Genomic DNA, 12,451 nt, shown 5'->3' on the forward strand with positions numbered 1-12,451 from the left:
CAGGGGGGACCCTGTGGGAGAGTAGGACGCCGCCGAACAATCATTGTGGGAAAGCCCCGCACCGTATGGTGCGGGGCTTTTCTGCGTTCAGGGTCGTTCAGGGTCCTTTAGGGTCGAGGTATGCGCTATGACCTGATCATCTTCGACAACGACGGTGTCCTCGTGGACAGCGAGCCGATCTCCAACCGGCACCTGGCCGCCTATCTGACCGAGTTGGGGCACCCGACGTCGTACGAGGACTCCATTCGGGACTACATGGGGTCGGCGATGCATCGGATTCATGAGCTGGTCCTGGAGCGGACCGGGCAGCGGCTGCCCGAGGACTTCGACGACGTCTTCCATGCGCGGGTGTTCGCCGCTTTCGAGCGGGAGTTGAAGCCTGTGGCCGGCGTCGATGACGTGCTGGAGAAGCTGGTCGCGGACGGGGTGCCGTACTGTGTCGCCTCCTCCGGGAGCCATGAGCGGATCCGGGTGGGGCATCGGGCGACCGGTCTCGACCGGTGGTTCGAGGAGGAGAGGATCTTCAGCTCGCAGGATGTGGGGCGTGGCAAGCCGGCGCCCGATCTCTTCCTGTACGCGGCCGAGCGGATGGGTGTCGCCCTGGAGCGGTGTGTGGTCGTAGAGGACTCTCCGCTGGGCGTGCAGGCGGCCGTGGCGGCCGGGATGGACGTGTACGGGTTCACCGCGATGACGCCGGCCGAGCGGCTCACCGGCGCGAACCAACTCTTCTCCAGCATGGGAGAGTTGGCTGACCTGCTGATATGACCCGAGCCATCGGCTCGGTGCTGACATTTGTCATGCGGACCTCCGGACGAACGTTTCTACTGGCGGACCCCTCCCGGCGGCGAAGCTGAGGGCATGACGAAGAACACGGGGATCCAGGGCCGGAGCGACGACCGGAAGCAGAGCCCGAGCGTGCTCGACAACTTCAGGCCGCTGCTCTTGGACGTGGCGGTGCCGCTCGGCTCGTACTACCTGTTCAAGGACGGCTTCGGGATGAGCACCTTCGCGGCGCTCGCCTGGAGCAGCGTGGTGCCTGCGGTGCGGACCCTCTGGGGCCTGGCGAGGGAGCGGAAGGTGAACGGCCTGGCCGGGCTCATCCTGGTCGTCAACGTCGTCTCGCTGCTGCTGAGCTTTGTCTCCGGCGACCCGCGGCTGATGCTCGCCAAGGACAGCGGGATCAGCAGCACCGTCGCCATCGGGATCCTGGTCTCCGTCCGGCTCGGGAAGCCGATGATGACGGCCGGCATGAAGCCCTTCCTGGTGAAGGGGGACGCGGCCAAGGAAGCCGCCTGGGAGCGGTTGATGTCCGGGGCGGTGGCCGGGTCCGCGGACTTCCGGCGCAAGGAGCGGGCGTTCTCCGTCGTCTGGGGCCTGGCGCTGCTGGCCGAGTGCCTCGTGCGGGTCGTGGGCGCGTACACCATCCCTGTCGACACCATGGTGTGGCTCGGGACGGTCATCATGGTCGGGGCGATCGGGATCGCCGTCGTGATCAGCGGTGGTCTGGCCGTTGGGCCGATGGAAGGGATGCTGGCCGCCGAGGTCGAGGCCGAGGTCGAGGCCGAGGTCGAGGCCGAGGACAGCACGGCCGAGGCGCCCGTGGCCGCCGTCGCCGCCTGAGACCCTGCGCTCGGGAAAGCTGAAGGAAATTCATCTTTGGCTGGATCTACCCACAGGTAGCCCGGGGCCCTACGCTCGCCGCCATGACTGATGTGCTGCGGCGCGGCAGGGCCTCGTTGGCGTTCAGCTTTTTCGCGCAGGGCGCCACCTTCGCGCTGCTGGTGACGCGCATCCCGGCGATCCAGGACCGGTACGGCATCTCCGACGCGCTGCTGCCGGTTTTCCTGGCCGCCGTACCGATCCTCGCCGGGGTCGGCAGCGTGACGACCGAGCAGATGGTGAAGCGCATACGCCCGAGCCGGCTGCTGCGTTGGTCCCAGCCGGTCGTGCTGCTGGCCCTGCTCGGGGTCGGGGCGGGCGATGTGATGGCCGAGGTGGGGCTCGCCCTGGCCGCGTTCGGGCTGGCCGTGGGGGCGCTGGACGCCTCCATGAACATGCTCGGGGTGAGCCTGCAGCGCACGTACGGGCGCAGCATCATGCTGAGCTTCCACGCCGCCTACAGCCTGGGCGGGATCGTCGGGGCCTCGCTCGCCTGGGCCGGGGCGCACTGGCATCTCGCGCTGTGGGTGTCGTATCTGCCGGTGGTGGCCGTGCTGCTGCCGGCGACGCTGGTGGGGAGCCGGTGGTACGTCGACGGGGACGCGGCGCCCGTGGCGGAGGAACGGGGCGGTGGCACGGTCGTCTTCAAGGTGCTGCTGCCGCTGTGTCTGGTGATGACCTTCGCCTACATCGGGGACTCGACGGTCTCCAACTGGAGCGCGAAGTATCTGAAGGACGTGCTGGGCAGCTCGGAGCAGCTGGCTACGGTGCCGTACAACGTGTACATGGTGACCACGCTGGTGGGGCGGGCCATCGGGGACCTCGGGGTACGGCGGTTCGGGGCGGCCGCGGTCGTACGGCTCGGGGCGCTGGTGGCGGCCGGGGGGTTCGCGGTGGTGTCCATGGCGCCGGACGCGTGGCTCGGGATGCTCGGGTTCACCCTGCTGGGGCTGGGACTGTGTGTGCTGGTGCCGCAGACGTTCGCGGCGGCAGGGCGGCACGCTTTTGAAAGTCACGGCCCGGGGGCTTCGGACGCGGCGATCGCCCGGCTCAACATCTTCAACTACGTCGGGTTCCTGATCGGCTCGCCGCTCGTGGGAGCGCTCGGGGACGCCTGGAGCTACCGGGGCGCCATGCTGGTGCCGATGGTGTTGGTGCTGGTGACGCTGGTGTACGCCAGGTCGTTCGCGGCTCAACCGGACCGATACGGTGGCGGGCATGAGCGGCCGCGCACAGCTGATGTGGGACGAGGCAGTAACGGGCTATGACTTCGGCCCGGACCATCCGATGGATCCGGTCCGGCTGGAGCTGACCCGGAAACTGGTGGGCGCCTTCGGGCTCGACCGGGAGCTGGAGGTCGTCGCGGCGAAGCCGGCCGGGGAGTCGACGCTGCGGCTGGTCCACCGGGAGGACTACATCCGTGCCGTGAAGGCCGCGTCGGCGGATCCGGGGTCGGCGCAGGGGGCGTACGGGCTGGGGACGATGGATGATCCCGCTTTCGCCGGGATGCACGAGGTGTCCGCGCTGATCGCGGGGCAGTCGGTGGGGGCCGCGGAGGCGGTGTGGCGGGGGGACGCGCTGCACGCCGTGAACTTCGCCGGTGGGCTGCATCATGCGATGCCCGGGGGTGCGTCGGGGTTCTGCATCTACAACGACGCGGCGCTCGCGATCGCGCGGTTGCTGGAGCTGGGGGCCGAGCGGGTCGCCTATGTCGATGTCGACGTGCATCACGGGGACGGGGTGCAGGCCGCGTTCTGGGAGGATCCGCGGGTTCTGACGATCTCGCTGCACGAGCATCCCCGTACGTTGTTCCCGCAGACCGGGTGGCCGGAGGAGACCGGGGCCGGGGCGGGCGAGGGTGCCGCCGTGAACGTGGCGCTGCCGGCGGGGACCGGGGATGCGGGGTGGGTGCGGGCGTTTCACGCGGTGGTGCCGGAGCTGCTCGCGGAGTTCCGGCCACAGGTGATCGTTTCGCAGCACGGGGCCGACACGCACTTCGAGGATCCGCTGGCCCATCTTGCCGTGTCGTTGGATGCGCAGCGGGCTGTTCAGGTGGCTTGCCATGAGTTGGCGCATGAGTACGCGGACGGGAAGTGGGTCGCTCTGGGGGGTGGGGGGTACGCGGTGGTGGAGGTGGTGCCGCGGTCCTGGACGCATCTGGTGGGGATTGCCGCGGGGCGGGAGGTTGCTCCTGAGGCGGTGATTCCTGAGGGGTGGCGGCAGGAAGTGTTCGCTCGGACTCGGCAGTTGGCTCCGCAGCGGATGACTGATGGGCGGTGGCCGGTGTCGTTCGCGTCCTGGTCCTCCGGGTACGACCCTGCTGATCGGGTTGATCAGGCTGTGCTGGCTGCTCGGCGGGCTGCGTTTCCGCTGCGGGGGCTGCTGCCGTGAGCGTCCAGGGGGGCTCCCGCCCCCCTGGACCCCCCGGCCTATGCCCACCCACCACCCGACTCGGGAGTTGAACAGGCGCCCAGCAAAACCCCCCGTTACGCCAACCGTGCGGTCTTTCGTCGTTCCGAGCGCGGTAGCACCCACCAATGAGTCACCATCGCACCCGTGTTGACCGCCGATGCCCTCCGTGCGCATCTGCTGGCTGTCCGGATGGCCGGGGAGGTGGGCACCTCTCGGGAGGACAGTCTTCGTAGTTATCGGCTCTTCGCTGCTCGGGATCCGCGGGTGTTGATCGGGATCGATCCCGAATGGGTCTGGGGGCCGGGGGAGTTGCTGGCTCTGATGGCCGAGAAGTGTGGGGTCTCGGCCGATCCCCGGCATACGTCCGGGCCGGATGTGATCGATCCGGAGCGGACTCTCGCCGCGTTGGACGCCTTCGCCGAGCGGGTCCGGAGTGTGGCCCGGCGGGGTGCGCCGGTGCTGCTCGGGACCGGGCATCCGCATCGGCTGCTCGGGTTCTACGGCGGCTTGGCGGACGCCCTGTCGGCGGCGGGGTGTGAGGTGCTCACTCCGGCGCAGGGTCTCTGTGTCGACATATTGACCCGGTTCGGTCTACGTACGTACCACCTGGACTACGTACGAGGTGTTGCCTTGGTGCGGGAACCGGAGAGCGAGCGCCCCGGTTGTGAGCCGGGCGTTCATTGTCATTCACCGCTGCCGGTTCGGGTCGCCCTGGCGGCCGCCGCCGACGCCGGCGGGCCGCTGCCCGAGCTGGTGATCGGTGACCATGGCTGGGTCTGCGGGGCAGGTCAGCTGGGGTTTGAGGCCATTGGCCTGGCGGATACGGATGACCCTGCGCTCTTTGTGGGGGAGGCGGAGGGAGTCGTGTCCGTCGCCGTTCCGGTTGATGACGCTGTGCGGTCTGATTACTACTCGCCGCTTACCCGCTACGTACTCAATCGAGCGTGTCTGTCACAGTAGGCCGCCGATGGGTGCACCTCTTCCCCACTCGCATCACCCGCCCCTACATTGGGGAGTGAGCACGCAACGACGAAGAGTCACCGGAAGGGGAAGCCGGTGGCCGTCGAGTGCGGAAGGTTCAGGTGTGTCATGGCTGCAGCTGGCGAGAGGCCTCTGAACGAGGTTCAGTTCCTTACCGTGGCGGAGGTCGCCTCGGTGATGCGAGTGTCGAAGATGACCGTGTACCGGCTGGTGCACAGCGGTCATCTGCCCGCGATCCGGGTGGGGCGGTCCTTCCGCGTCCCGGAGCAAGCGGTACACGAGTACCTTCGCGAGAGTTATGTGGGGGTGGAGACGGCCTGACGACGCTTCCGGTAACCCCGGAGGTCCCCTCGATTACGACCTCGGCGCTCGGGCGGGTAGGCTAGCCCCTCGTAGGTCGTGTGGGCCCATGGCGCCCAAACAACCGAGTGATGAGAAGTGAGCGAGGGTAGTCGTGGGCTCTGTTATCAAGAAGCGGCGCAAGCGGATGGCCAAGAAGAAGCACCGCAAGCTGCTCAAGCGCACGCGCGTTCAGCGCCGCAACAAGAAGTAAGCGGCGCCGCGAGAGCGTGTCCCTGTGGCCCCCTGTCCGTAAGGGCGGGGGGCCACAGTCATGTCCGGGGGTACTCGGTCGTCCGGCATGTCGGAGGTACTCGGTCCGGTCCAGGGGTACTCGGCATATTCCGATTGGGGAATTTCCGTCACCTCGTGCATCGGGCGGTCATCACAGCGCAACATCGAACCGCTAGGTTGGCCGTACACGGGGTAACGCGGGAAGGAAGGCGCTGATCTTGGGGAAGGTCGTGCTCGTCACCGGAGTGGCCCGGCAGCTGGGCGGCCGGTTCGTGCGGCGGATCCAGCGGGACCCCGAGGTGGATCGGGTGATCGCCGTGGACGCGGTGCCGCCGGCGCACCATCTGGGTGGGGCCGACTTCATCCAGGCTGACATCAGACAGCCCACCATCGCCCGGGTGCTCGCCGAGACGGGCGCCGACACGGTCGTCCACATGGACGTGACCGGTACCGCGCTGGGCAGCGGCAGCCGGGCCACGGTCAAGGAGACCAACGTCATCGGCACCATGCAGCTGCTGGGCGCCTGTCAGAAGTCGCCGACCGTGCAGCGGCTGGTGGTGAAGTCCAGTACGAACGTGTACGGGTCCGCGCCGCGGGATCCGGCCGTGTTCACCGAGACGATGCCGCCCAAGTCGCTGCCGAGCGGCGGGTTCGCGAAGGATGCGGTGGAGGTCGAGGGGTATGTGCGCGGGTTCGCGCGGCGGCGGCCGGACGTCGCCGTGTGTGTGCTGCGCTTCGCCAACATCCTCGGGCCGACCGCGGACACCCCGCTCGCCTCGTACTTCGCGCTGCCGGTCCTGCCGACCGTGTTCGGCTACGACCCCCGGCTGCAGTTCGTGCACGAGGACGACGTCATCGAGGTGCTGCGGATCGCCTCCCACGAGCCGCGCCGGGGCACGCTGAACAGCGGCACGTTCAACATCGCCGGCGACGGCGTGCTGCTGCTCTCGCAGTGCTCGCGGCGGCTCGGGCGGCCCATCGTGCCGCTGCTGCTGCCCGCGGTCACCTGGGCCGGTTCCCTGGTGCGTACGCTGGGCATGACGGACTTCTCGCCGGAGCAGATCCGGTTGCTCACCCACGGCCGGGTGGTGGCCACGGACCAGATGCGCGAGACGCTGGGCTTCAGGCCCAAGTACACGACGGCGGAGACGTTCGCGGACTTCGCGCGCAGCCGGGGACCCGGGCTGCTGCCGCCGGAGGCCCTCGCGGGGGCCGTCGACCGGATCGCCGCGCTTGCCGCGAAGGGCAGCGGGCACCTTCCGACGCAGAGCGCCAATTGAGGAGCGCAGCAACAATGGCGGACGCCAAGGTCATTCCGTTCGACGACGACCGGTCCCGTGGGAGCGCCGCCCAGCGGCCCTCGCGGCGCCGGAGCGCGGGCAGCAGGCGCGGCGCGGTCGGTGAGTCCGCGCCGGTCCGGGAGGTCCAGCCCCTGCCCACCAGGGCCGCTGAGCAGGATGATGTCTCTGTGACTGGGGAGGATCAGCCGTCTGCCGGGCCGCGGCACGACGGTGGGCTCGAACGCCGTATCGCCAGCGGCCTGGCCTTCCTGCGCCGCCGGCTCACCGGGGACTACGAGGTCGACGACTTCGGTTACGACGAGGAGCTGACCGACCAGGTCCTGATGTCGCTGCTGCGGCCGGTGTACGAGAAGTACTTCCGGGTCGAGGTGAAGGGCATCGAGAACATCCCGGCCGAGGGCGGGGCGTTGATCGTCGCCAACCACTCCGGGACGCTGCCGCTCGACGGCCTGATGATGCAGGTCGCCGTGCACGACAACCACCCGGCGGACCGCCATCTACGGCTCCTCGCGGCGGACCTGGTCTTCGTCCTCCCGGTGGTCAACGAACTCGCCCGCAAGCTGGGGCACACCCTCGCCTGCGCCGAGGACGCCGAACGGCTGCTGGGGCAGGGGGAACTGGTCGGGGTGATGCCGGAGGGTTTCAAGGGCATCGGGAAGCCGTTCGGCGAGCGGTACAAGTTGCAGCGGTTCGGCCGGGGCGGTTTCGTCTCCACGGCGCTGCGGCAGGGCGCGCCGATCATCCCGTGCTCGATCGTCGGGGCCGAGGAGATCTACCCGATGATCGGCAACTCCAAGACGCTTGCCCGGGTGCTGGGCTTCCCGTACTTCCCCCTGACCCCGACGTTCCCGTGGCTGGGACCGCTTGGGGCGATTCCGTTGCCGACCAAGTGGACGATCCAGTTCGGGGAGCCGATTGCGACGGACGGTTATCCGCCGGAGGCGGCCGAGGACCCGATGCTGATGTTCAATCTGACGGACCAGGTCAGGGAGCAGATCCAGCACACGCTTTACAAGTTGCTGGTGCAGCGGCGGTCGGTGTTCTTCTGAGTCGTTCCGGGCAGTGGAGCCGGCGGACGGAGTCCGGCGCAGCCGTGCGAAGCCCGCGGAGCGGCGCGAGGGCGGCAATGTCATTGGGTCGCTTGCCCGGGTGCTGGGCTTCCCGTACTTCCCCCTGACCCCGACGTTCCCGTGGCTGGGGCCGCTTGGGGCGATTCCGTTGCCGACCAAGTGGACGATCCAGTTCGGGGAGCCGATTGCGACGGACGGTTATCCGCCGGAGGCGGCCGAGGACCCGATGCTGATGTTCAATCTGACGGACCAGGTCAGGGAGCAGATCCAGCACACGCTTTACAAGTTGCTGGTGCAGCGGCGGTCGGTGTTCTTCTGAGAGGTGTACGGCAACGGGGGCGCCCCTGCTCGGAAAGGGGCGCCCCCGTCGCTGTGTTTCCTGTGGGGCTACTAGGTCGCGTCCTCGCCGTCGATGCCCAGGCCGGGCAGCAGGCCCGGGAGGAGCGGCGGGAGGGTGACGTCCGGCTCGGTCAGCGGCGGTTTGGTGGTGGACGGGGTGCCGCCGTCGTCGCCGATCTTCGGCGGGTCGAGCAGACCGCCCGTGTCGCCCCCGATCAGGCCGCCTCCGCTGTCGCCCGTGGCGGAGCCGCTGGGGCTGCCGGAGCCGCCCGCATGCTTGCCGGCGGAGGGGGTGCCGCCGGAGCTGGGCGCGGTCGCGCGGTGGGTGCCGGAGGTGCCGGTGGACGCCGAGCCGGAGCCCTGTCGCGTGCCCCCGCCGGTCTGGGCGGGCTGCTGCGGGAGCAGGGACTGCAGCGGGGCGACCTCTTCGTCTATGGCGTCGAACACCGACGACACCTGCTGTTTGACGTCTCCCAGCTGCACCGGCAGCTTGTCGCTGAGCAGGCTCCAGGCCTCGCGGTGCGACCGGGAGAAGGCGTCCAGGGCCTGGATGGGGCCCAGGGAGCCGGGGTCGCGCTCATAGGCCGCGTGCAGCAGGCGGTGGCCTTCGGTCACGTCCTGCTGCATGCCGGACAGGGTGCGGCGGATCTCGCCGATGGACTCGTGGTCGAGGTGACCGCCGCGGCCGCGCTCCATCAGCCGACGGGCCTCGCTCAGCCGGGTGGAGGCCTGGTCGAGGTAGGTCTGGCCGCGCTCGTCGTCTCCGTCGCTCAGGTAGTTGAGTTTGATGTCCTCGATGCCCCGCTTGAGGCCGTACAGCGAGTCGCCGGGCAGTGCGTCGGAACTCGCGGCGGCGACCCCGCCGAAGGCTCCGGCGGCCACACCGACGCTGAGCCCGCCCGCGGCGAGCCCCTTGGTCAGCTTCGAACGCGGGCGCAGCTTGCCCAGCGGGCTCGCCCGGTGCGCCCCCCGGCCACGGCCGCGCTGCTCGGGCACTGCCGCACCCGCCGCCTCGGTCCCCTCCTTGAGCATGGCCTCCATCGCGGCCACCAGCTGGGCGCGCTGGACGACCTTGACCTCGGGGTCGAGCTGCGGCCTGGGCAACGCGCCGAGGCCCGCCGCGAGGGCCAGCAACACGCCCCGCTCGGTCCCTTCCTCGGCGGTCGGCGGCGGATCCGCCACCGCTGCGGGCTGCTCGGCCGCCGTGTCCCGGTCGGACTGCTCCTCCAGGGCCTGGGCGAAGGCGTTCGCCCGCCGGTGGGCCGATACGTTCGCGATCACAGGCGGCACCTCCTCTCGTCATCACCGTCGACTCCCCAGGGGGTCCTGAGGGTTGCACGCCCACGACCACTTCCACACGATCGAGCGATCAGGGTCGGCCAGGACGTGACCACAGGGAGCCTGTATCCCGCACAACGAGCGGCTCGGCACTTGGGTTACGGACGGCGGATGATCGGGTCGGATTGGCAACGGGCGTTCACGGAACGTGAGTTGAACGGCGCCCGCCGTCGCCCTGAGTGGCGGACGGCAGTGGGCCTCAGCGGGCGTCGTCCGGCAGGAGCCGGGCGAGGGTGCGCACGGCCCGGTACTGAAGGGTCTTGATGGCGCCCTCGTTCTTGTTCATCACCCGGGCGGTCTCGGCGACCGAGAGGCCCTGGAGGAAGCGGAGCGTCACGCACTCCTGCTGCTGGGGGTTGAGCCGGCGTACGGCGTCGAGGAGCGCGGCGTTGGAGAGGGACTCCAGGACGGAGTCCTCCGGGGAGCGCTCGACCTCGTTGGCGTCGAGCATCTCGCCGGTGGTGACCTCCAGGCGGAACCGGCTGGACTTGAAGTGGTCCGCCACGAGGTTCCGGGCGATCGTCACCAGCCAGGCGCCGAAGTCGCGGCCCTGCCAGGTGAAGGTGCCGATCCTCCGCAGCGCCCGCAGAAAGGTCTCACTGGTGAGGTCCTCTGCGGTCGCCTTGCCGCCCACCCGGTAGTAGATGTACCGGTACACCGTGTCGCTGTACTGGTCGTAGAGCCGTCCGAAGGCCTCGGCCTCGCCGGACTGGGCGCGCTCCACGAGGTCCATCATCCGGGCGCTGTCACTGTCGGCGGCCGGCCGGCGGGCGGTCGTGGCACCGGACGTGCGGCCGCGTCTGCCGACCGCCGCGCTGCCCTCGGCCAGCGCGTAGCACGGGCCGACGGGTGCTGCGGCGGTGGCGAAGGCGGGGACGGCGTACGCGGTGGGGACGACGCCGCGCAGCGTCTCTTTGACCGCCGCGACTGTTGCGCGCAGCGTAGCCAGGCCCGAGGCGTCAACCCCGACGTGTGGGTACACGGGACTCCCAGAGGCAGAGCTTCCATCACGTGCAGTACGGGACCTTTCACCCGTCGTAGCGACGGAGGGGTACCGGTTTGCGTCTGAGGAGAATAACGCTTCGTGCAGGCACTGCTACACCGAGTTGCTCAAATCATCGATTGCGTCGCTTCTGTAACCGATTGACGCCCCTTCAAGTGCCGTAGATTGATCGGTTGTTGATCGGAAAAGGGTGGGTTTCGGCGAAGTGGGGGGCGTGTTGGGGAAACGCGGGCATAATCCGGCGGCAGACATCACGATTCGGCACCCATGGGCACATGACAAGTGGCCCGGCGTTGCGCCCGGGCGTGGCTGGGAGCGCCCCGAAGGGGCGCGGGGGCTGATCGACAGCTCTACGGCGAGTACCCGCTGATCACGCGCGGGACTAGCGACGGCGCCGGCTCAGTGCGATCGCTGCTGCGGTGCCACCGGCGACCGCGCCGACGCCCGCTGCCGCCGGGATGCCCACCTTCGCCGCCTTGCGGCCCGTGCGGTAGTCGCGCAGGCGCCAGTCCTTTTCGCGGGCGTGTCTGCGCAGTTTGGTGTCGGGGTTGATCGCGTAGGGGTGGCCGACCAGGGACAGCATGGGGATGTCGTTGTGGCTGTCGCTGTAGGCGGCGCAGCGGGAGAGGTCCAGGCCCTCCGCGGCGGCCAGGGCGCGTACCGCCTCCGCCTTGGCCGGGCCGTGCAGCGGTTCGCCCACCAGCTTGCCCGTGTAGACGCCGTCGACCGACTCCGCCACCGTGCCGAGCGCGCCCGTCAGGCCGAGGCGGCGGGAGATGACCTGGGCGATCTCGACGGGGGCGGCCGTGACCAGCCACACCTTCTGGCCCGCGTCCAGGTGGGCCTGGGCGAGGGCCCGGGTGCCCGGCCAGATGCGGTCGGCCATGTACTCGTCGTAGATCTCCTCGCCGATCGTCTCCAGTTCGGCGACGCGGTGGCCCTTGACGATGGAGAGGGCGGAGTCGCGGGCGTCCTGCATGTGCTCGGGGTCCTCGACGCCGGCCAGCCGGAACCAGGCCTGCTGCCAGGCGAACCTGGCCAGGTCGCGGGTCTCGAAGAACTTCCGCTTGTACAGGCCCCGTCCGAAGTGGAACAGCGCGGCGCCCTGCATCACGGTGTTGTCGAGGTCGAAGAAGGCGGCGGCCCGGTCGTCGCCGATCACCGGGAACTCCGGTTCCTGCTCGGCGGCCTGCGCGGACTGCGCGGCCACCTGAGCTTCCTGCGCTTCCAGCGAGGACTTGCGGGCGGCCTCCGCCGAGGCCTCGCCTGCCAACACGCTCCGCGCCGTGGCGGAGCGCCTACGGGGAGTGAGCCATCCGAGAGCGGCCATGGCGTGAGCATAGCCAGTTTGTTCGGTGGTTCCGGAGTCGAGAGGTTGGAAGGGTGTGAACTCTCCGCGTCCGCGTCGTTAAAGAAGCGCGAGAATGGCCGACATGAGTCCCCTCTTCCGGCGTAAGGCCGCCCCGCAGGAGCGACTGGTCACGCTCATCCGCAAGCCCGGCTGCCATCTGTGCGACGACGCGCAGGCGGTGATCGAGAAGGTCTGCGGCGAACTCGGCGTCCCCTGGGAACAGAAGGACATCACCCAGGACCCGCAGCTCCACGACCAGTACTGGGAGCAGATCCCCGTCGTCCTCGTCGACGGGGAGCAGCACACGTTCTGGCGGGTGAACGAGGGCCGCCTCCGCAAGGAACTGACCGACTAGTACAAGTCCGCGCCGAACGTCCCTTAGGATCGACGGCGGTTTGGTCTCGGGGGCGGGATTCACGAGGAG

The 12,451-nt window shown here is 69.4% G+C and carries 13 protein-coding genes and 1 pseudogene; 11 read left to right on the forward strand and 3 right to left on the reverse strand.

Annotated elements, in window-relative coordinates:
• Positions 1-120 precede the first annotated feature (120 nt).
• The 10 genes and pseudogenes from ACFYZZ_RS39355 to ACFYZZ_RS39400 all read left to right on the forward strand — a co-directional run.
• On the forward strand, positions 121-765 hold the full coding sequence (locus tag ACFYZZ_RS39355) for an HAD family hydrolase (RefSeq protein WP_389187052.1): 645 nt from the start codon (positions 121-123) through the stop codon (positions 763-765).
• Between the two features lie 93 nt (positions 766-858).
• Complete coding sequence (locus ACFYZZ_RS39360) at positions 859-1,620, forward strand: VC0807 family protein (RefSeq protein ID WP_389187055.1); 762 nt, start codon at positions 859-861, stop codon at positions 1,618-1,620.
• A gap of 83 nt (positions 1,621-1,703) precedes the next feature.
• On the forward strand, positions 1,704-2,927 hold the full coding sequence (locus ACFYZZ_RS39365) for an MFS transporter (RefSeq protein ID WP_389187058.1): 1,224 nt from the start codon (positions 1,704-1,706) through the stop codon (positions 2,925-2,927).
• Positions 2,878-4,050, forward strand: a complete 1,173-nt coding sequence (locus ACFYZZ_RS39370) for an acetoin utilization protein AcuC (RefSeq protein WP_389187061.1) — start codon at positions 2,878-2,880, stop codon at positions 4,048-4,050. Before ACFYZZ_RS39365 ends, ACFYZZ_RS39370 begins: the two co-directional genes overlap by 50 nt.
• 165 nt (positions 4,051-4,215) lie before the next feature.
• On the forward strand, positions 4,216-5,031 hold the full coding sequence (locus ACFYZZ_RS39375) for a phosphatase (protein ID WP_389187064.1): 816 nt from the start codon (positions 4,216-4,218) through the stop codon (positions 5,029-5,031).
• 129 nt (positions 5,032-5,160) lie between these two features.
• Positions 5,161-5,373: a helix-turn-helix domain-containing protein gene (locus tag ACFYZZ_RS39380; protein WP_004984898.1), complete on the forward strand. Its 213-nt coding sequence runs from the start codon at positions 5,161-5,163 to the stop codon at positions 5,371-5,373.
• A gap of 133 nt (positions 5,374-5,506) precedes the next feature.
• Complete coding sequence (locus tag ACFYZZ_RS39385) at positions 5,507-5,605, forward strand: 30S ribosomal protein bS22 (protein ID WP_003948845.1); 99 nt, start codon at positions 5,507-5,509, stop codon at positions 5,603-5,605.
• A 238-nt stretch (positions 5,606-5,843) separates the two neighbouring features.
• On the forward strand, positions 5,844-6,905 hold the full coding sequence (locus ACFYZZ_RS39390) for an NAD-dependent epimerase/dehydratase family protein (RefSeq protein ID WP_389187067.1): 1,062 nt from the start codon (positions 5,844-5,846) through the stop codon (positions 6,903-6,905).
• A 14-nt stretch (positions 6,906-6,919) separates the two neighbouring features.
• On the forward strand, positions 6,920-7,975 hold the full coding sequence (locus tag ACFYZZ_RS39395; protein ID WP_389187070.1) for a lysophospholipid acyltransferase family protein: 1,056 nt from the start codon (positions 6,920-6,922) through the stop codon (positions 7,973-7,975).
• 91 nt (positions 7,976-8,066) lie between these two features.
• Positions 8,067-8,315 (forward strand): annotated as a pseudogene (locus tag ACFYZZ_RS39400) (glycerol acyltransferase); the annotation flags it as partial.
• Positions 8,316-8,386: 71 nt separating this feature from the next.
• On the opposite strand, the gene ACFYZZ_RS39405 reads toward ACFYZZ_RS39400, so the two are convergent.
• The 3 genes from ACFYZZ_RS39405 to ACFYZZ_RS39415 all read right to left on the reverse strand — a co-directional run bounded on the left by ACFYZZ_RS39405 (position 8,387) and on the right by ACFYZZ_RS39415 (position 12,006).
• Entirely contained in the window at positions 8,387-9,616 is a 1,230-nt protein-coding gene (locus tag ACFYZZ_RS39405) for a DUF5667 domain-containing protein (protein WP_389187073.1), read from the reverse strand.
• 256 nt (positions 9,617-9,872) lie between these two features.
• Positions 9,873-10,655, reverse strand: a complete 783-nt coding sequence (locus tag ACFYZZ_RS39410) for an ECF subfamily RNA polymerase sigma factor, BldN family (protein WP_389187076.1) — start codon at positions 10,653-10,655, stop codon at positions 9,873-9,875.
• A 403-nt stretch (positions 10,656-11,058) separates the two neighbouring features.
• Positions 11,059-12,006 carry an HAD family hydrolase gene (locus ACFYZZ_RS39415; protein ID WP_389187079.1) on the reverse strand — a complete coding sequence of 316 codons (948 nt, stop codon included), beginning with the start codon at positions 12,004-12,006 and terminating at the stop codon, positions 11,059-11,061.
• A gap of 94 nt (positions 12,007-12,100) precedes the next feature.
• On the opposite strand from ACFYZZ_RS39415, the gene ACFYZZ_RS39420 reads away from it, so the two are divergent.
• Positions 12,101-12,382 carry a glutaredoxin family protein gene (locus ACFYZZ_RS39420; RefSeq protein ID WP_386576970.1) on the forward strand — a complete coding sequence of 94 codons (282 nt, stop codon included), beginning with the start codon at positions 12,101-12,103 and terminating at the stop codon, positions 12,380-12,382.
• Positions 12,383-12,451 lie beyond the last annotated feature (69 nt).

The organism is Streptomyces sp. NPDC001816, assembly GCF_042892235.1.
Lineage (GTDB): Bacteria > Actinomycetota > Actinomycetes > Streptomycetales > Streptomycetaceae > Streptomyces.